Source organism: Methanobrevibacter sp. TLL-48-HuF1 (assembly GCF_023617305.1).
Taxonomy (GTDB): Archaea; Methanobacteriota; Methanobacteria; order Methanobacteriales; family Methanobacteriaceae; genus Methanocatella; species Methanocatella intestini.
This window is the reverse complement of sequence record NZ_CP081485.1, coordinates 40,718-61,733: the sequence shown is the minus strand read 5'-3', so window position 1 is coordinate 61,733 and position 21,016 is coordinate 40,718. Positions and strand designations below refer to the sequence as shown.

18 protein-coding genes are annotated in these 21,016 nt (G+C 29.9%); 7 read left to right on the top strand and 11 right to left on the bottom strand.

Features of this window, described 5'->3' with window-relative positions:
• The first annotated feature begins 236 nt into the window (after positions 1-236).
• From K4897_RS00225 to K4897_RS00215, 3 genes are all read left to right on the top strand, one after another.
• On the top strand, positions 237-1,376 hold the full coding sequence (locus tag K4897_RS00225; protein WP_250416158.1) for an IS4 family transposase: 1,140 nt from the start codon (positions 237-239) through the stop codon (positions 1,374-1,376).
• A gap of 395 nt (positions 1,377-1,771) precedes the next feature.
• Positions 1,772-2,386 carry a hypothetical protein gene (locus tag K4897_RS00220; RefSeq protein WP_250416156.1) on the top strand — a complete coding sequence of 205 codons (615 nt, stop codon included), beginning with the start codon at positions 1,772-1,774 and terminating at the stop codon, positions 2,384-2,386.
• A 516-nt stretch (positions 2,387-2,902) separates the two neighbouring features.
• The gene (locus tag K4897_RS00215) at positions 2,903-4,303 is read left to right on the top strand and encodes an NCS2 family permease (RefSeq protein ID WP_250416154.1); all 1,401 of its coding nucleotides are present in this window, start codon (positions 2,903-2,905) and stop codon (positions 4,301-4,303) included.
• 213 nt (positions 4,304-4,516) lie between these two features.
• On the opposite strand, the gene K4897_RS00210 is transcribed toward K4897_RS00215, so the two are convergent.
• Positions 4,517-8,881: a lectin like domain-containing protein gene (locus K4897_RS00210; RefSeq protein WP_250416152.1), complete on the bottom strand. Its 4,365-nt coding sequence runs from the start codon at positions 8,879-8,881 to the stop codon at positions 4,517-4,519.
• A 275-nt stretch (positions 8,882-9,156) separates the two neighbouring features.
• On the opposite strand from K4897_RS00210, the gene K4897_RS00205 reads away from it, so the two are divergent.
• On the top strand, positions 9,157-9,855 hold the full coding sequence (locus K4897_RS00205; RefSeq protein ID WP_019267108.1) for a thymidylate synthase: 699 nt from the start codon (positions 9,157-9,159) through the stop codon (positions 9,853-9,855).
• A gap of 78 nt (positions 9,856-9,933) precedes the next feature.
• Here the strand turns inward: K4897_RS00205 and rbr are convergent, their stop codons facing one another.
• The gene (gene rbr / locus K4897_RS00200; RefSeq protein WP_019265530.1) at positions 9,934-10,479 is read right to left on the bottom strand and encodes a rubrerythrin; all 546 of its coding nucleotides are present in this window, start codon (positions 10,477-10,479) and stop codon (positions 9,934-9,936) included.
• A 131-nt stretch (positions 10,480-10,610) separates the two neighbouring features.
• On the opposite strand from rbr, the gene K4897_RS00195 reads away from it, so the two are divergent.
• The 3 genes from K4897_RS00195 (at position 10,611) to K4897_RS00185 (ending at position 13,282) form a co-directional block, all read left to right on the top strand.
• A complete protein-coding gene (locus K4897_RS00195) occupies positions 10,611-11,315 on the top strand; it encodes a zinc ribbon domain-containing protein (protein WP_250416150.1) in 705 nt (234 codons plus the stop codon).
• A 228-nt stretch (positions 11,316-11,543) separates the two neighbouring features.
• Positions 11,544-12,308: an SDR family NAD(P)-dependent oxidoreductase gene (locus K4897_RS00190; protein WP_019268263.1), complete on the top strand. Its 765-nt coding sequence runs from the start codon at positions 11,544-11,546 to the stop codon at positions 12,306-12,308.
• 158 nt (positions 12,309-12,466) lie between these two features.
• The gene (locus K4897_RS00185) at positions 12,467-13,282 is read left to right on the top strand and encodes a DUF4013 domain-containing protein (RefSeq protein ID WP_019265527.1); all 816 of its coding nucleotides are present in this window, start codon (positions 12,467-12,469) and stop codon (positions 13,280-13,282) included.
• 29 nt (positions 13,283-13,311) lie between these two features.
• Here K4897_RS00185 and K4897_RS00180 read toward each other — a convergent pair whose 3' ends face one another.
• The 9 genes from K4897_RS00180 to K4897_RS00140 all read right to left on the bottom strand — a co-directional run bounded on the left by K4897_RS00180 (position 13,312) and on the right by K4897_RS00140 (position 21,005).
• Positions 13,312-14,061 (bottom strand): hypothetical protein, encoded by a 750-nt coding sequence (locus K4897_RS00180; RefSeq protein WP_250416148.1) that lies wholly within the window; start codon positions 14,059-14,061, stop codon positions 13,312-13,314.
• Between the two features lie 64 nt (positions 14,062-14,125).
• A complete protein-coding gene (locus K4897_RS00175) occupies positions 14,126-14,482 on the bottom strand; it encodes a cyclophilin-like fold protein (protein WP_019265525.1) in 357 nt (118 codons plus the stop codon).
• A 108-nt stretch (positions 14,483-14,590) separates the two neighbouring features.
• On the bottom strand, positions 14,591-15,130 hold the full coding sequence (locus K4897_RS00170) for a flavodoxin family protein (RefSeq protein WP_019267104.1): 540 nt from the start codon (positions 15,128-15,130) through the stop codon (positions 14,591-14,593).
• The gene (locus tag K4897_RS00165; protein ID WP_250416147.1) at positions 15,123-16,046 is read right to left on the bottom strand and encodes a DUF4013 domain-containing protein; all 924 of its coding nucleotides are present in this window, start codon (positions 16,044-16,046) and stop codon (positions 15,123-15,125) included. The genes K4897_RS00170 and K4897_RS00165 overlap by 8 nt, the downstream gene beginning before the upstream one ends.
• Positions 16,047-16,132: 86 nt before the next feature.
• On the bottom strand, positions 16,133-16,885 hold the full coding sequence (locus K4897_RS00160; RefSeq protein ID WP_250416145.1) for a DUF4013 domain-containing protein: 753 nt from the start codon (positions 16,883-16,885) through the stop codon (positions 16,133-16,135).
• A 79-nt stretch (positions 16,886-16,964) separates the two neighbouring features.
• Positions 16,965-17,738, bottom strand: a complete 774-nt coding sequence (locus tag K4897_RS00155) for a DUF4013 domain-containing protein (protein WP_250416142.1) — start codon at positions 17,736-17,738, stop codon at positions 16,965-16,967.
• Positions 17,739-17,918: 180 nt separating this feature from the next.
• Positions 17,919-18,890, bottom strand: a complete 972-nt coding sequence (gene mch / locus K4897_RS00150; protein ID WP_019265522.1) for a methenyltetrahydromethanopterin cyclohydrolase — start codon at positions 18,888-18,890, stop codon at positions 17,919-17,921.
• Positions 18,891-18,936: 46 nt separating this feature from the next.
• A complete protein-coding gene (locus tag K4897_RS00145; protein WP_250416140.1) occupies positions 18,937-19,440 on the bottom strand; it encodes a nitroreductase family protein in 504 nt (167 codons plus the stop codon).
• Positions 19,440-21,005, bottom strand: coding sequence for a ClC family H(+)/Cl(-) exchange transporter (locus K4897_RS00140; protein WP_250416138.1), 1,566 nt, complete (start codon positions 21,003-21,005; stop codon positions 19,440-19,442). The genes K4897_RS00145 and K4897_RS00140 overlap by 1 nt, the downstream gene beginning before the upstream one ends.
• Positions 21,006-21,016: the final 11 nt, after the last annotated feature.

The following is a 21,016-nucleotide window of genomic DNA, read 5'->3' as shown; positions in this document are numbered from 1 at the left end:
TTGAGGATTGTTGTTTTTAGGGTGGTTTTTGATGGTTTTTGAATATGTGTTTTCAAATTTTTTTAGCAAGTTTTAATAATTTTGTTGATGAAAAATATATATTAAGTGATAATGCTTTTGTTCGTAGTGGTAAATGGAGTTTGGAAACTGCAATTAAATTTCCTTTATTTAATCGTAAGAAAACAAAATTTAATGAAGTTAATAGGTATTTAAGGAGTCAAACAGGTGATTATTCTATGAAAATAACTGGTTCTAGTGTTTGCGATAGAATGCAATATATTAATCCCAAAGTTTATATAGGCATGAATGATGGAGTTATAATGGAAATATACAACAATGTGGAAGAAATGGAAACTTTTAAAGGCTTTCACGTTTTTGCAACTGATGGATCTTATGTTGAAATTCCAAATCATCCACAGGCACGTGAAGAAATGGGAGTTCCATCAAATAATGAAGTTGAAACATTTGCTGCAAATGCAAGGATTTCATGCACAGTAGATACAAAAATGGACTTTGTAATATCATCAATAATTGAAAATCAAACCGTAGATGAAATAACACTAGCATTAAGACACTTAGACGATGTAAAAAACAAAATAAATATGAATAATGTAATTACCTGTTATGATAGATACTATAATTCCACAGAAATCATGTTAAAAACAGAAACATTGAATTCATACTATCTAATCCGAGGAAAAACAAATACATTCAAAAAACAACAACAAAAAATGGATAATGATAAAAAAACCGACGAAACATTCGATATCAGCTTAAATAACGCAAAAATAAAAAAATTTCACTACGAAGAACTGAAAAAAATCGCAAGAAAACAAAAAAGCATCCAAGTCAGAATAGTTAAAGTAAAATTAAAAACTGGACAAACAGAAATACTATTTACCAATTTACCAAAAGAAATAGCAACACCAGAAGAATTAAAGCAATTATACGGCGAAAGATGGAAAATAGAAACCGATTACGACAGACTAAAAAACAAACAATTCATCGAAAAATTCAGCGGAAGAAGACGAACCATAATCGAACAAGACTTCTACAGCCACATATTCCTACTAAACCTACTAATAGGAATAAAACACGATGCAGAACTAAAAATAACACGAAAACCAAAAGAAACAGCAAAATACACCTACAAATACCACTCCAACATCAACACACTCATCGGAGAAATCAAAGACCAACTACCAAGACTCCTAACAGACAACCAAGACGAAATACAAAAAGTAATAAAAGAAATAATGGAAATAGGTTCTAAAGAACTCGTAGCAACAAAAATACCTCCACAAACACACACAGAAAGAGATAAAAAAAGAAATTGGAATAAAAATTGCAAAACAAGCAAAAGCCAAGGATTCTAAAAAGAGTGTTGGCAGAAATTATTAGCATTTGATTAATGTTTAATTTAATACTAATTTTTACCTTATTTTTTTAAAAATGTTCAATTAATATATTGAACTAATTTTTTGATAGAATATACCTTATTTTTTACATTTGACTATGAAATTTTTATTGATTTTTGCTAAATCTAATGTATTTTTAGTAATAATTAATAATTAGATTATATGTAATGTTATTCTTAATAAAAGTAATTAAAATCTATTTATATTAGAAAATATAAATATATAATTAATTATAATTAATTTTATAATTATTTAATGGAGTATTTGGAGTTTTGATATATATGATTTTGAATAGATATATTTTGAATGATTTTAGTGGAGAAATTGAAAAAATGGAGGAAGAATTTCAACTCATGTATCTTGCTTCAGAAATCATTGATGGTACTTTTAATTTCTTTAAAATTGAACGTGACACATCAGGTCCCGGAAAACCACCTTTTAATCTGAAGGATATAATTAAACTTATTTTTTATGGGTATATTAATAAAATAACAAGTTCTATAGTGTTGGCTTATAATGCTAAGCATAATTATTTGTATAATATTATTTCACATGGTATAGAACCGAGTGATAGGACAATAAGAGATTATTGTGTTTATTTTCAACCGATCTATCGATTGGTAATGAGTTTTATATTAATTGTGGCAAATAGGATGGTTTTTACTGATTTTGAACATGTTTCAATTGATGGTACTATTAAAGAAGCTTATAACTCTCCTTTCAATATAATCAAAGAAAAAGACATTAGTTTGTTAATAAGGCATTATGTGATTCAAGAATTAACAAAGGATGAGATTAAAAAGCTTAGAAGGACTGCAAGGAAATTTTTAAATGACAAATCAAAATCTGATGAAGAAAAAGTTGATATTCTTTTTTATTGGTGGTATTTGCTCGATTATTCAGGTCAGGTGTCGCTTGCTTTGAATGATTATGATGCTAGATTAATGAAAACTAAAAATAAGACCTAATTTTTAATAATCTGCACCTTGCTTTATATTTTATATTAGCATGTAATATATACTTTGTGGTAATATTGTCTTATAAGATATGATAAATTGTCCATGTTTTAGATATTATTTATATGAAAACAACTAAAAATTCATTTGAAAATTGCTGATATGACAAACAAAGTTAATCATTATCTAAAAAATGTAAAATTAAACAAAACAATACTATTTTTGCAGACAACTATATAATAATTAGAATATTACAAGAATATCGCTATATTAACACAATATATTCTATTAATTTTAACACAGTTGTACAATTCACGAAGCTGTTCAAAAAAAGCCAGTAATACTTTGACAAAACCCAAAGAATATTTTGAAGAAATTAGAAAATGAAACAAATTTTAAATAAGCAAATTAAAAATGAATATAAATGCTAAAAATAAATTACAATTTGAATATACAGCCTAAAAAAATCGAAAGAAACTGAACTTAAATATAAAAACTTATAAAGCATTATTTAAAAAAGATAATAATATGTCTAAGTTAGATGCTTTTTTTAAATTTAAAGAAAATAATACAGACGTGAAAACTGAAATCATTGCAGGTATTACCATTTTTTTAGCTATGGCTTACATATTAATTGTAAACCCTGCAATGTTAAGTGAAACTGGAATGGACATACAAGGAGTATTTATTGCAACTGCACTTTCAGCTGCAATAGCTACAATATTGATGGGATATATAGCAAACTACCCATATGCACTGGCTGCAGGAATGGGTCTTAACGCATTTTTCACATATACCGTAGTACTGACTATGGGATACAGCTGGGAATATGCGCTTTTAGCTATCTTTGTCTCAGGTATAATCTTTTTGGTTATCTCACTTACTTCCCTACGTGAAAAATTATTCTATTCAATTCCTGACTCTTTAAGATTCGGTATATCAATTGGTATTGGTTTATTTATCCTTGCATTAGGTTTAAGCAACCTCGGAATCCTGTCATACTCTTCACAGGTAATAAATATCGGAGATGCAAACTGGGCTACACAGCTAATAGGACTTGGAAGCGCTTCAACTATTTTTACTCTCGGAAACCTTTTGGCATTAATCTGTTTTGTCATCATAATGGTTTTAATGAAGAAAAATGTAAAAGGAAATATTCTAATCGGAATTATTGCAACATACATTATCGGAGTTGTTTTAGAACTGGCAGGATGTCCTGTTTTACCTGACCAGTCATTAATACCAACAGCTATAATCAACAGCAATCTGGGAGGATCACTGGGAAATGTTGCATTTAAATTCGGAGAAGCTACCGGAGTATTTACCGGAGCAAGGGCATTTATTGATTTTATAATCATTGCCGTAACATTTCTGGTAATCTCTCTATTTGATACAATGGGAACCTTAACTGCACTTACAACAAAAGTTGACGGATATGATGAAAACGGCAAACTGCCAAGACTTAAAAAGGTTTTAAGTGTAGATGCACTCGGACCTATGATCGGATCCCTTTTAGGTACCTCCCCTGTAGTTACATACATTGAAAGTTCTACAGGTATTATGGAAGGAGGAAGAACCGGTCTTACAGCTATTGTAGTCGGTATTTTATTCCTGCTTGCAATTCCGTTTGCACCTATATTTACAATCATTCCAACCTTTGCAGTAGCTCCTGCACTTGTTGTTGTAGGTATCTTAATGTGCGGACTGTACAAAAACCTTGATACAGGCAATCTTTCTGATCTGATTCCTGCACTTGCTGCCATTATTGTAACTCCACTTACCCAAAGTATTACAACAGGTATTATTGCAGGTGTATTTGCATTTGTTATCGTTAAAGTCTTATTCGGTAAAGCAAAAGAAATATCCAAAGCAATGTGGATTTTATTTGCACTTTTATTCATTTATATGGTTTTAGAGTTCATAATGTAGGAACTCTAACTTTTTTTTATTTTTTGCTGATATTTTTTGCTGATATTTTTTTATTAATTAAATTGGAAAATCAGCTAATTAAATGATAAGTTATTAAAAAATTAGCTTGTTTAATTAAAGATATTGCAAATATTTTAAAGCATCTGTTGAAAATAAGATAATTCCTATTGCAAATATACAAAAAAAAGAAAAAAAGGTTTTATTTAAAAAACCTTATTGAATTTTAATTGTATTTCCGGTTTCAAATCCATTGTATATTGAAGTAATGATGTATTCCCCTTTCATTAGCTTAATGTTTAAGGATGCAATACCCTCATCATTAGTAACTTTATTATAAAACACACCATTTACATTAAATGTAACAATCTGATTAGCTAATGGATTTCCCTGACCGTCTACAACTCTTGCATTGAATGCTGAACCATCAAGATACTTCATTTTTAAATCGCTAGTTTGTAATGTCGGCAGAACAGTGACATTGTTTCCTACATCATACTGACCATATATAGTAGTAATTACATATTTTCCAGGTCTTAAATTAATAGCTAAACTAGCTATACCATTTGAATCAGTTTCCTTGTAGTAAAATACACCGTTGATGTTAAATGTTACAATAGTTCCTTCAACAGGATATCCTTGACTGTCTAAGATTTTAACTGAAAATTTTGAAGCATTTTTATAGTATTTAACCATGTCATAATTTTCAACAATTTTAGACAATACTGTGACATTATTGCCTGCCTGTTCACCAGTAACCAAATTAAATATTGTAATAATATATTTTCCAGGCCTTAGCCAGATATTTAATTTAGCAGTACCATTTTCATCAGTGGTTTTATTGTAGAATACACCATTGATATTAAACATAACAGTTGTATTGGCTAACGGATTTCCGTTGAAGTCCAGAACAGTTGCATAGAACTGTGTACCGTTTCTGTAGTATTTAACTATATCCTTACTGATGAGTGTTGATAAAATAGATACTGTGTTATTTGAACTGGTTCCGAAGTATTTGGAAGTTCCGCCAAATGTGGTAACAACAGTATAATTTTTACTCTCCAAATTAAGGCCTAAAGAAGCAGTACCATTTTCATCACTTTGTTTAACATAGTTTCTGCCGTTTATTGAAATGGTTACATTCATATTAGCTAACGGATTGCCGTAAATATCTCTCAGGACAACTGCAAATCTTGTACCGTCCTTATAATACATTACAACATTTTCCGCTTCTAAAACTGTTTTGATGGAGTTTATTTCAACATTTTCAGATACATTAACTGTCTGGTAGTTATCTTTTGTGAAAACTGCACTGATTGTATAATTTCCATAAGTTAAGTTTTTTAATATTAATGAACCTGTTCCATTAGTGTAAGATAATGTGTAAGGTGTATTATTTACAAGAACTGTTAAATTTCCATCAAGTTTTTCAGACAAGTTAACATTTACTGTTATGTCTCTGTAATCTTTATCTACAGTTACATCCATAGTGATTTCTTTTTTAGCTACTGTAAAATCAGCAGTGCTGTTAGCCAAGTTATATTTTTCACTGCCCAAATAAGATACACTAGCCTGATATTCTCCAGCATTTAACATTTCAGGTATTTCAAATACCGCCAAACCGTTGACAACATTAACAATATATTTTTTGCCGCTGATTGTTAAAACAACATCACCTGTTACATTAACACAGGCTACTGAAGTTAAATTAATATTAACTATAGGGTTTTCACCATAAACAATATCATCAATATCAATAGTTAAATTAACATCGGTTTTGGTAACGCTGACGGTTTTTTGAACGAAAGATCCGTTATACAATCCGTTATTTTTATAGTTAGCTGAAATTACATAATCTCCAACTTCATCAAAGTATACGCTAATCTTTGCAACACCGTCAACTACACCAGCTGTATAATTAGTTCCGTTAATGCTGAAAATAACTTCCCCGATTTTAGCCATTTTGCCTTTACCGTCAGTTACAGTAGCTATAATTTCACTGAACTCCTGAACTTTAGGAGCAATGTTATTTAAAGTAACAGTTGTATTCTGTATATCAGTGATAGTGAATGCTTTAAGACAGGCTACCTGAGAATTATATGTGTGACTATAAGCTGAAGCTGAGTAATCATATAAATCTGTCCATTTTTTACCGTCATTACTGAAGTATGATACTCCAGGAGCATAATAACATCTTGTTGTTGAAACCTGTTCTGAAATAGGAACAGCAGCATATCCATTTTGAGGATTTGCAAGTTTTACAACAATTTTGAAGATATCCCCAACAGCTACAGGAACATATTCTTTTAATGGAATGGTATAATACCCGCTTCCTTCATGTCTGCCGTTTTGGGTAAGCTGCAATACATCATTTACATAAATAGAAATTTCGTAATCAACAGTTGTATTGAAGAATGTTGATACAGCTGCAATTGCTTCGTTACCAGTTGCATTATAAATATTCTTATACCAGATAGTTTTTTTACCATTTATTAAGTAATCAGTCATTCCTGCAACATCATACTGGTAGTTTTTGGTGTATCTTACAGTATCATTTAAAATGTAGGTAAATGCCTGGTTATCTTTGTTTACAGCGAATAGAACTCTATCATAGTAAGAAATGTAGAAGTAACCCTTATCTCCCCAGGAACTTCCCCAGCTGTTTTTAACTATAAATGCTCCGTCACCTGCAGGTTTTGTATTGAAGTTATTTTTTGAATAATTGTCATCCCATCCAACTACAGTAATTGCATGGTTTCCATTACCTGTGTATGGATCATAGTAACCATATGTTCTAGTGTTAAGATATGTTGCTGAATGATAATATGAAGCATATAATCCGCCGTATTTTAAAATAGCTTCTTTTATAGCATCATTATCAGTGTAACTTGTACGTGCAGGCAAAACATAAATGTTTTGAATATGTATTTCACTATCCAAAACCGGAGATAAAACACCCTTATCATCAAACGGATCTAAAGTAGCATTAACAGGACCTAACCAGCTAGCCAAATAACCCATCGGCATTCCATTGTATCCGCCATTGTTAGTTTCCATTTGCCATCCATAAGAAGAATACATTTCAATTAAATTTTTCATATTTTCTACAGAGAAATTGAATGTTTTATTACTTGCTTTTAAAACACAGGTTTCAAGAGAAGCAAGTGCTGCAAATGCCCAGCAGTTACCTGAAGCTTGCTGATCTTTAACTTCAGTTACAAAGCCGTGTTCAGCTAAATTATATCTGGCAGGTAATGTACCATTAAATAATGATTTGTAAACAAATAATGAATAATTGTTACTGCTTGATACAATAGGGCTGAAATTAGATTGATTTAAGATATTAGCATTGTAACTGGCTTTATTATCACTAAATATAACTCCATCAACAGTCAATTTAGGATTTGCATTGGAAAATATTGCTCCTCCAAATCCGGTTGCTGCATTTGATACAAATTCAGAGTTTCTAATTTCAAAAGAAGTACAGTTATCACTAAATAATGCACCACCATTTAAAGCTGCATTTTTAGTAAAATTGGATTTAATAACAGTTCCAGAACCATACATCTTATATATAGCTCCACCTTCATATCTGGCAAGATTATTTGTAAAATTAGAATAAGAAATTAACATTTCAGAATTTAAACTACAGATAGCTCCTGCAAAGTTTGCAGAACAGTTATTGAAAATACTGTCCTTAACTTCCAAATCAGTAGAAAACGCATAAATAGCTCCACCAGCATCATCTACAGATCTGCAGTTTTCAAAAGTTGTGCCGGTAATAGAAATTCCACATTCATTTTCAGAAGCTATAGCTCCACCAAACCAATGTGCAGAGTTATTAATAAACTTACAGTTTGAAATAGACAATTCTCCATATGGCATGTAAATAGCTCCACCATACATTGCACTGTTATTTAAAAATGTACAGTTATATAATGTATTTTTAGGTGTATTAGTTACATAACCTGAATAATCAGTGTTAACATAATTGTAGATAGCTCCACCATATGCATTGTTATATCCATAACCTGTATCATCAACAGCTACACCATTTTTAAATATCACATTAGTTGCACTGACAGTACCAAAATTCTTAACAGTAGCATGATTTAAAGTCAAATCTTTTAAAGTTAAAGTATAACCAGTTCCAACATTAAATGCAATACCGTTAAACTTAATTATAGTATTTTGAGCACTTTGACCAATGAGTGTCATAGATGAATATATTCCTTTTTTAGCATCTAAATTATAAGTACCGTCTGCAAAATGAGCAGTACATCCTGAAGTTAATCTGTTATACTGCAAGTACTTATATGGACTAGACGGTGTTCCTTTTCCATCACTGTCTGCAGATGCATTGAAATAGATGTCATTAGAACCAGTAAGAACATCAGAAGTATCCCCACTATGACTATAAATAACTCCGCCATCATTAACAGCAGATATTTCAATTTGTTCATCACTGCTAACGACTGTCTGGTTATCAACAGCATCACTAGCAAAAGTAGATGGAACAATTATTAATAATAACAAAAATACTAAAAAAAGTACAATTGACTTATTAACATATTTAACCAATTTTTGTTCCTCCAAAATTTAATTTTATAATATCATATAAACATATATGAAATATAATTTTATACATTAATACATTAGATTTACTAATATAAAAATACATACAACATTCATTTTAAAAAATAATAACAATGTATACAAATTAGTATTACAACTAAATAAATAAGTTATTAAGAAAAATATCGATGAACACCATATTTCACTTTCAGTTTAATAAAAATAAATATATTATAAAAGAAACTAAAATTAAAATAACTGATTTAAGGAATTATTTTATTATGCTATCTATTAATCAATGCTATTTAGATTTTGTTAAAAAAATCTTAAAGGAAGGAAAAGAAACTTATAAAGACAGCAATCATCATTTAAAAGAAAGTTTAGGTAATTTTTACATAATTGACGACCCGTTAAACTTAAAATTTGCTGCTAAATACCAGCATATGACTACTGATATGATGCTAAATGAAATCAAATCCGGAAAATATGATATTGAAGGATGTCCTATTAAAAGTGATGCATTATATGAATATGTCAGGTCATTTGAAAACAGCGATGATCAGGGATTCGTATACACTTACCCAAACCGTATATTGGCCCATTTTGACACAGACCAATTTGAAGTAATGAAAAAAAGAATGCTTCATGCAATCGGAAGTAACCGTGCAGTAGCTATTACCTATGATCCGAAATTAGACCAGGACCGTGAAGATATTCCATGTTTACAGTTCCTGCAATGTATTGTCCGTAACAATGAATTGACAATCCACTGTTTATTCAGATCCAATGACATTTTTGGTGCTTTTTATTCAAATATGTTTTTTATAGCTTATATTGGAATCAAAATGAAAGAGGAACTTAATAAAGAATTATTAGGTGAAAAAGTAAACTTCGGAGGCATCCATTACCACTCCACCAGCGGCCATATCTACAGCAATGATATGAAAGCTGCTAAAAAATTAATAGCTATTAACAAATAGCTGATTTTTAACCTTTTTTTAAATTGAAATTCTTTTTATAATAAAAAAAAGAAGAAAAAAAGTCCAGATTTTAAAAATCTAGAGATAATTATCTGCTCTTTTTTCAAAGTATGCTTTTGGATGAGCGCAAACCGGACATTTTTCAGGCGCTTCTTTTCCTTTAAAGATATGTCCGCAGTTTCCACAAATCCAAACAATTTCTTCTTCTTTTACAAATACGCTGCCTTCCTCAACTTTTTTGAGTAAAACATCATAACGTTCGTTGTGTTCTTTTTCAATAGCTCCAACAGCATCAAATAGATAAGCTATTTCATCAAATCCTTCTTCTCTGGCTTCTTTTGCAAAAGTTGGATACATACTGGTCCATTCGTGATTTTCGCCTTCAGCTGCATCTTTAAGATTAGATGCAGTATCCAGAATACTGCCACCATGCAAGAGTTTAAACCAGATTTTAGCATGTTCCTTTTCATTATGTGAAGTTTCTGAAAAGATATTTGAAATTTGAACATAACCGTCTTTTTTTGCCTGACTTGCATAGTATTCATATTTGGTATGAGCCTGTGACTCACCTGCAAAAGCAGCTTTCAAGTTTGCTTCAGTTTTTGTTCCTTTTAATTCTACCATATAAAAAACCTCTTTAATTAAGAATAAACAATTATTATAAATAAATTTTTCGAAAATTTTTAAAAAGAAATATCAATAACAATTTATATACATATTTATACAGATTCAATTTACAATAGAGGTGAAAACAAATGAGCAAATATTGCCCAAAATGTGGAAATGAACTACCTGATGATGCACAATTTTGTAATGAATGCGGATATTCTGTTTTAGTCGATGACAATTCTCCAGTGAAAGAAACTCCTAAAAAAGTTCAAAAAACCGAAGAAACTGAAACTTCTAAAAAAGATATAGATGAATTATTATTTAATGAAGCTCCGGCTGAAGCTAAATCCGACGACAATATGGATTCCAAAATATTCAGCAGCAAAGCTTCATTTAATCTATCTAAAAATAAAATATTAATTCCTGTTGCAGTTATAGTTATTATAATTATAGGAATAGCCATTTTTAGCAGTATTCTATTTTACAATCCAGACAGTATCTCCATAACAATTACAGATATTTCAGGAACTAGTGATGAAAGCGGTTATTATTACAATGTCAATGCTATTTTTAATAATCTTCCATCAAATACTCAGGGTTACTTCTTAAAAACAACATATTATGATAGTAATGGAAACGCATTAGCTACTACAACTGAAGGATTAAATACGGTAGATAATAGTGAATATGGTTCTTATTTCGGATTTTACAACAGTCATAAATATTTAGCTATAGATCATGCCAAAATTGAGATTATACATGACGGCAATGTCGTAAAAGAAGCTACCGGTAATTTTGATATGAACAAATCAGATTTCTCAATAGATAATAACAACACTACCCAATCCTAAGAGAAATCTTTTAATTTACTTTTTTATAAAAATATTCTGTTTTTTTAAACACATGTTTAAATTTTATTCTATAAAATTAAATAAGACACATAAGCCATCATTAATGAAAATAAAACAATACAACTTATTTTAAGAAAAATCAATAAGCAAATTTTATATAATACAAAAGGCATATTATAAATCGTGATAAATATACTTCGTTATATTTATATTAAGAGGCGGATATTTATGAACAACGATATGAATGGAAAAGTAACGATAATAACTGGTGGAGGAAAAGGAATCGGATTTGGTATAGCTACAGCATTTGCAAAAGCAGGGTCAAACCTTGCGATTACAGGCAGAACTGAATCCACACTTTTAAAAGCAAAAGAAGAACTTGAAGACAAATATGATATAAAAGTATTGGCTATTGTAGCTGACGGTGGATATGAAGACCAGGTAAAAGATGCAATAAAACAAGTTGTTGATGAATATGGAAGAATTGATGTATTAATAAACAATGCACAAGCTTCCAAATCAGGATTAAAACTTGTAGAACATACAAAAGAAGACTTTGATTTAGCCATCAACTCAGGATTATATGCAGTATTTAATTTTATGAAATATGCTCATCCATATCTTAAAGAAAGCAAAGGTTCTGTAATCAACTTTGCATCAGGTGCCGGATTGTTTGGAAGAGACGGACAATCATCATATGCTGCTGCAAAAGAAGGAATCAGAGGTATGTCAAGAGTAGCTGCAACAGAATGGGGTTGTGACGGAATCAACATCAATGTTGTATGTCCTCTTGTAATGACTGCCCAATTAGAACAATGGAAGGAAGAATATCCTGAAATTTATGAAAAAACAATACAAGGCATACCATTACAAAGATTTGGTGATGCTGAAAAAGATATTGGTGGAACCTGCTTATTCTTAGCATCGGAAGCTGCAAGCTACATCTCTGGAGAAACAATAACTCTCCAAGGTGGATCAGGTTTAAGACCATAAAGAAAAGATTCCTTTCTTTTCTTTTAAAACTTTTTTTTACATTGAAATTTTACTCCAGACATGTAACATAAACCATACATTTATATATGATGTAAACTTAATTTTACATAAGTAACATATATTTTACATAGTTGCTGAAAAATACTGGAGAAAGAAATATGATACTTGACATATACAATGACAGCATCAAATACTCAATAAAAAACTCAAAATCACTGTTTTACTTTGGACTAACATTATTTTCAATATTTATCCTATGGATGACATATCTCTTAATATTAATCCATTATCAGAATGCAAATTTAAATTTAAAATTTGCCAGTTTAATTGTACCGGCAGTACTTACATTAATCCCCGGATTTTTATTTTTAGGATATGAATACAAAATACTAGAAATCTCCACCCGCGGAATGATTAATGGAACAGATAAAGTGCCTGAATTCAATAACTTAAAGGAAATGTTAATAAACGGAGCAAAAGTATTTCTTGTTAAATTCATATACTTTGCAATTCCTATAATAATATTAGCTGTTAGCAATATAGCATTTTTAAATCACATCTCCGGAGGAATAATCGGAACAGCAGGAGCAATCATATCCATAATATTGGGAATCATATTATATTTTGTAAGTTTCATAAGCCTGTCAAATATGGCTGCTCATAATAACTTTAAAAAAGCATTTGACTTTAAAGAAATAAAAGAAGTAATCTTAACAATAGGTCCTGCCAGATATATTTTATTTTACATTGGATTAACAGTAATAGAATGTGTAATTGCATTTGTACTGTTTACAATCACCATGATAGCTATGATGATTATCGGAACTTCAGGAATAAATACACTAACATCACCAGAACCTCTCTGGTGGGCAATGTTTATTATTACAAATCTTATATTTACACTGATAATTGCATTAACTGAATTATTTAAAACACGTGGAATCGGTCTTATTTATGAACCAATAGAAGAATAAAAAAAGTGTTATCTTTAATCAGATAACACCTAATTAATATTTACATTTTGAGTATAAATCGGATCACTATTAATCTCATTATATACTTCAATTACTGCTTTTGTAGGGATTTCATTTCCAAAATAAAATGCATCAATTGAATATTTGCCTGGATGAACATTATTTCCATTATAAGCATATGATTCATATAGTGTTAAATTATTAGAATTATAAAAACTAACTTTAACTTCCAAATAATCAAAGTCTTTATCAACATTTAATGTTCCAGTTAAATCACCAGAAGTGGTGCCGTATTCATTAGATATAGATGCACTTAAATCACTAAAAGATACAGAATCTGAAGCAGCCATACTATCTAAAATGCCTAAACCAACACTAACAAGTAAAAATAAAACAATTATGCTAATAGTTAAAACAGGAATTAAAAAAAGCTTTTTGTCTGCTGTAACTTCCTCTTTAGTTTGCATATATTCAACAATTGCTAAAACACCAGCAACAACAAATATAACACAGCCAATTACGCCATAATAACCAATAGTTATAAAAAGACCAAGACCAATAATTATATATTGAATTGCAGCTATTCTAATATCCATCTTAGAAATATAAACTCCTAAAAGACCTAGAATAGCTATAATTATTGCTAAAGAACCATAAAATACAAAATCTGAAACTAATCCAGATAAACTAAAAACATTTAACCCTTCAATTATACCAATAATTACAGCTATAACAGCTACAATTGTAGAAATTGTTTTTAAATTTAGAGTAATCTCCATAAAAAATCACCATATTACATAGTATTTATATGAAACATAGATAATATAGCTTTTTAAATAGAAATTATTCTGCATCTACTTCAACAAAGATGTTTCTTCCCATTTCCTGAAGATATTCACTAACGTCTTCCTCAAATTCACCAATATAACTTAATTCATAAGGACTAACATTAGCATCTTCATAAACAATAACAAGTGAGTTCCATTTTTGATAATAGTATATTTTATTTTTTAAAATAGATGTAGTTAGTGGACATCCTTCATCATTAACAGTACTTGGCAATTTAGTAAAGTATTCATGATGAAGATGTTGTTTATAAGTACTTTCAAAAGGACACATGTCAGCTATCTGATTTACTAACTCACAATCCACCATATCTGCATGATACTCATTATCATTAATGGTTATTTTAAATTTCATTTACTTCACCTTATTACATAATATGTTTTAAACAATATTTAATACTATCTTAAAAAAAACAGTAAAGTGAAGTTAAAAATAGTAAATAAATGTGAAATTAATCACAAATTAAATGTTTTTTCCAAATTCAAAAGCTTGCTTTAAAGCATTTTCATTATGGTTAATTTCACCTTCACTTTCAGCATTTAAACCAAAAACAATGCCTTTTTCAGATTCAACACCAATGCAATTTAAAAATCCTCTTAACTCACAAACTGCAGGATCCAATGATTTTTGATTATCAGTAGCTGCTGAAAATAAGAAATAATAATCTTTATCACATAACTGTTTAGCTTTTGGAGTTAATCTGTCAATCATTGTTTTCATTTGTCCGCTGATTGTATTGAAATAAATAGGACTTGCAAATACAATAATGTCTGCATCTGCCATATCCTCTAAAATCCCAGACATATCATCATGAATAACACATTCTCCAGAAGATACACAACCTAAACAGCCTTTACAATAATTAATAAATCTCATTGGAAATGAAATTTTTTTAACTTCATTTCCAGCATCTTCTGCTCCTTTTTTAAATTCTTTAGCTAATATATCACTATTTCCACTTACACGGGGACTGCCATGTAATATAACTACTTTTTTACTCATCTTTTTCACCATACATACTGTCTATTGTATCTTCCTTTTTACCTTCAATAATTTTTTCATATTCCTCTAAAACATCAGTCTTTTCAGCCTTTGAAGTATCTTCTAAAACATTATCTTTAATATTCTCCTGATTTTTATTGATTTTATAAGCATCAGAATATAATAAACCTACTGAATATGAATTAAATAATCTTGTAAATGTTAACATGAAAAATGCGGCTATAATAACTCCAACATATGGAATAAGCATTATTCCTACTGAAATTATAAAAAATATCATATCTAAAACACATATTACAATAAACCATCCGACAGTTTTAAACCAGCCTATTTTTCCAATATCATTAAAAACTTCAAATAAGTCCAATCCGTCAGTTATACTGTTGTTAGCTAACATTCTTGCAATTCCCAAATTAGTAAAAATTATTTGAATAACCAAAACAATAACAGTTACTGAAAATGTAATGAAAACAGCAAACATGAAACTGGAAAGCAATGCTGGCGGAATATCTGCATTTCCATACTGAATATAAGGAGCTATATTAGTCCATATTTCCAATATCCCAGTTCCAAAAACTGTAATAAAAATAATAATCAACGGAATAATTGTATAAACTAAACCTATAACAAGATATTTGAAAAAGTTTAAAATATCTCTACCTACTTTAAAATCAGGAATTTCCTCTTTAACATTAATCCCACATTTGATTACAGAAACAGAATAACCTGTAAGATACATTGAAATTATACCTCCAATTAAAGTAGCTACAATAACTACCCACGGATTATCCGCACCAAATGAAGAGCAAATTGAACTTAAAAAAGAAAAAACAGTTAAAACTCCAAGCATTGCAAACTTGTTATAGTCACATAACGGATATAAAAATGATTTTTTAATATTTTCCCCTAAATTCATATTAACAACCTCTAAAAATAAAAAGTTCCGTATGTAAATATTTAATAGTAAAGCTATATTAAATTTTAGATAAAAAAATAAATGGTTTATATATTTGAATATAATAAACCAACACATCTGTAATAAAATAAATAGAAATAAGATATAACAATAAATGAAGCAATAATTGAACCGGCAAATGGGATAATCATTGAAATTCCAACTCCAGCAAGGATTATAATAAAACCAGCAATCATCAATACAATTAACCATCCGATGCTTTTAGCTATTCCTATCTTTTTTAAATCTTTAAAAACTTTAGAAAGATTCACTGCCTCAAAAATATCATCATATTTAGCCAGTCTGGCCATTCCAATATTAGCAAATAACATGAAAACTATAGAAAGTACAACTGCTATAATAAATGTAACTGCCATTGAAGTTAAAAATGAATTTGAAATTGAATACATTCCAGTTTCATAATATGATTTCATTATTCCAGCTAAAGACTGTAAAAATCCTGATAAATAAGCCGTAATATATATAAGAATTAATGGAACTATCAAGTAACAGAACTGAATTACAAAAAGTTTTAAACCGTTAACAAAACCTGTTTTAAAATCAAAATCAGGTAACTCATTAGCCTGCTTAAATCCATATTTCACAACATCCAATCCATAACCTAAAACTAAAATAATTGCAACAAATGAAACAACATTTAAAATTATCTGTAAAACTGAACTGTTAGCTGCTGAAACATTAAGAGTAGCTAAAACAACAACAATACCGAATATTGCAAATTTTCTAATATCAATAATTGGATATTTAAATGAATCACTAAAAATCTCACTTATATTCATCTAAAACACTCTCCAATGAAATATTATTGCTAATTAACTATTTAAAATTAATCATCAAAAAAAGAAAAAAAAATTGGTTTTATTCAATAGCTGAATATAATAAACCAACTGATCTGTATACAATAAATAAATTATATGTTGAAATTAAAAATGCTGAAATTAAAATACCTACATATGGAATTGATGAAATAAACATTTCAATAAAGGTAATAACAGCTATAATGACAAATAATAAAATCATCCAACCAATAACTTTACCAATACCAATCCTTGCTAAATCACGAGCTGCTTCAGGAATATCAGCACCTTCAGACAAACTGTTATACTTGGCAAATCTGCAAAGACCCATATAAAACAACAAGGTGAAAATAACAAATAATATTATACCTATAATAATAGTTATTGCTGCAGAACTTACTAAAGACAACATTACATCTTCAGGAATCACATTTACAAAATTAGGACCATATTGGGAAGCATAAGTTGCAATTTCTACAATTTGATTAAAGAAACCAGATGCAAAAGCTACAATAACAGCAATTACAAATGGAATGATATAGTATACAATACTTATTACTGCCATTTTTAATCCATCAACAATATTTGTTTGCAAATCAAAATCAGGAATTTCATCAGATTTTATAATAGCATTTTTTACAACACTTACACCATATCCCAATGTTATAAGAGAAGCTATAACACCAATAAGACCTAAAACAGAAGAAATTATTTCATTTCCAAGTTCTAAAGAACCTAATGAAGATATAACCATTATAACTCCAAGTATGCAAAATTTAGTCATATCTGAAAATGGATATTTTAAAGCATCATTGAAAATCTCAGTTAAACTCATTTTAAAGTCCTCCTTTTTAAATTAATTTAAATAAAAATCACTCAAACTGTGAGTTAATATTTATTTATTGAAAAATAAGTATTTAAACATATTGTATAAAATATTCAGGAAAACTTAAAAAAAGCCTCAAACAGGCCAGAAAAAAATAAAAAAAAGTTATCTGATAAAAGATAATTAAATTTAGTTGTCTACACCAAAGGATTTTTTAAGTAAATCTACGTTTACATATCCTTCTTTGTAGACTTTACCAGTAGTTAAATCATTAATAACTACTTCTGCAGGAGCAAACATTCCTTTGTCGATTTTGTAGAAGTCAAATTCAGCTTCTTTAAATACATCGAAGAATGGTTTACCATATCCGTCAGCTGCAGATGAAGGTAATTTAGCTGCAACATCAGCTATATCATCATTTTCATCAGATTCAACATAGTAGTAAGTTCTTCCACCAAATAAAACTGCATCGTTAGTTTTACCCATAGCTTTAAGTCCGTCAGGGTCAATTGGTGCAATAGGAGCAATACCTGCAGCATGTTTTACTTTAGTTACATCAAATTTAATAGCTTCCAACATTTTGTAGGTTCCGTTTTCAACAACCCTTCCGGAAATTTGGATAGAACCAACAAGGGAAGAGGTAGGAGCTACAAGTAAATAAACATCTTTAACATCCACATTACATTCATCAGCAATGTATTGTGCAACATCTTCACCAGGCAATACATCAGCTTCTAAAGTTAAAATAGCTAAATCAGCTTCTGTGTCTTCATAACCAATTTCTTCATAGGTTTCAGCCGGTTTTTTACAGATTGCTCTAGCAGGACCGGAACCAAGTGCAAAGAAATCTCCTACAGATACAGACCATCCTGCTTTTTGAGATCCTAATGTGGAAATAGCTGGGGAATCTGTTTTAATTTTTACGGAAGGAAGAGCGAATTTTTCAGATAAATCACCAGGAATAGAAATTCCAACATCAGCAAGACCACCAAGACAAACTTTAGTGTAAAGTTCACCTGCTTTGAAACTTCCATCAACATTTACACCACAATCAATAATTGTAGCACCATTTGACAATTGACTAACAGCAATGTTTAATTCATCTTGTTTTTCAATCATTACATCTACGGTTTTTTTAGCTTCTAAGTTTACACTTACCATTATTTAACCTCATAATTTACTAAAATAAAATATATTTTTATTACTATTAATATTTACCTAAATGAATTTTAGATTCATCATATCTGCTTTCAGATTCTTTATCTTCTTTAGGATAACCAATAGCTATTACTGAAAATGGGATAACATGGTCAGGAATATTAAAATAATCCCTTAATGCATTTACTCTATCTTCAATTGGGTAAAATCCCAACCAGACTGCACCCAGACCCTCAGCAACTGCCTGAAGCAGTATGTTTTGTGTACAGGCAGACAGATCCTGCTGAATCATAGGCATTACAACATTATCTTTTGTTGTATTTCCCAAAACAATAATCAGTTTTTGAGCATTTTCAGCTGGTCTTGCATATCTGCTCATTTTAGAAACAGCTTTTAAATCCTTTTTATCAGATACAACAATGAATTCCCATGGCTGAGAATTAAAAGCTGAAGGAGCCTGCATTCCTGCCCTGATTAAATTTTTTATTTTATATGTACTGACTTCCTCATCACTAAAATTTCTGATGCTTTTTCTTTTAAATATCGGATTCACTATATCACCTTACTCATTAATTCACCCATTTCATCATTTTTAAAAGGATAAGTTTTGCTGTCCATCAGCATGTGAATCTGATCTGCATAATTTATAGTAATATCCTCATCAGCCAGTATATATTCTCCACCTCTGGTAATTGAAACTACAATACATCCTTTAGGAAAAGGAATTTCCTTAATTGGCTTACCTGTATACTTCCAGCCAGAAGGAACAACATATTCTGATAAAATATGCTTTGAATGGTCTTTTATAAAATCATGATTATTTTTAGCCAGTAATCTTTCAAATAAAGACTCATAAATCGGACGGTTATTCAGCAGCATAGGAACAGCATATGCAATAATAGCTACAATCAGCATAGCTACCAGAGATTCTGTTGATCCGCACATCTCAGAGAGCAAAACAACACCTGTAATTGGAGATCTTACAGTAGCTGCAAAAAATCCTGCCATTGAAATAACAATAAACTTGTATATCAGATAGCTTTCAAGACCAAAAATAGGAATTACAACAGAACCGAAAATAGCTCCAATAAATGCTCCTAAAACCAGTAGAGGCAAAAATATTCCTCCAGGAGTTCCGGTTGAAAAGGAAACTACTGAAAAGAGATACTTAGCTACAAGTAAAAATATCAAAATACCCAATGACGGAATAGCTACATCAAGCATATTTAACATAAAATGTCCTCCATCCAAGATTTCAGGAATAAACAATGCTACAACACCGGATATTAAAAATACACATACGAATTTAATTTCAAGTGGAACATTCGAGAGTTTAGCCAATCTGTCATTTGCCCTAATCATTCCAACATTATAAACATAACCTAAAATACCTAAAAGCAAACCTAAAACAATCAAAAGCCAGTAAGATGATAGTGGAAGATTATATAATGGAAAATTCAGAACTGTTGCCTGACCAAAAAAGGATTTGGATATAAAATCAGCAACAACAGATGCAGTCAGTGCTATAAAAATCAACGTTTTATCAAAACTGTGATTGATTTCTTCAATTATAAAAATTACTCCGGCTAATGGAGCATTAAAGGCAGCTGTAATACCTACAGTTGAACCTGCTAAAATAAGTCTCAGTTCATCTGTTCTTGATTCTTTAAAAATTCTTGAGATTCCCTTTCCGGCCATTCCACCTATTTGAACAGAAGGACCTTCAGGACCTAAAGACAAACCTCCAAGTGCTGTTAAAACACCTGCACTAATTTTAGCTGTTAAAATTTTCAGCCAGTTAGTATTTAAAAAACCTTTAACTTCTGCATTAATTTGAGGAATACCGCTGCCAACACTATCAGGTTCCCATTTTACTAAAAAAGCTGTAAATAATCCTAAAATAGTTAATATAATAAACCAAAGTATAATTAAAAAAATATTTCCATTAATGAATTCCAAAAAATTTCTTAAAATACTTTCTGAGGAATATAAAAGAAATCTGTATAAACAGACCATTATTCCGGCAAAAATACCTACAAATATTCCCTGAACAGCTAGTTTGAAAATATGTTTGGGATTATCTACAACTGACCTTAATGTCTTCTGAAGCATTTTCATAGTATAATAGT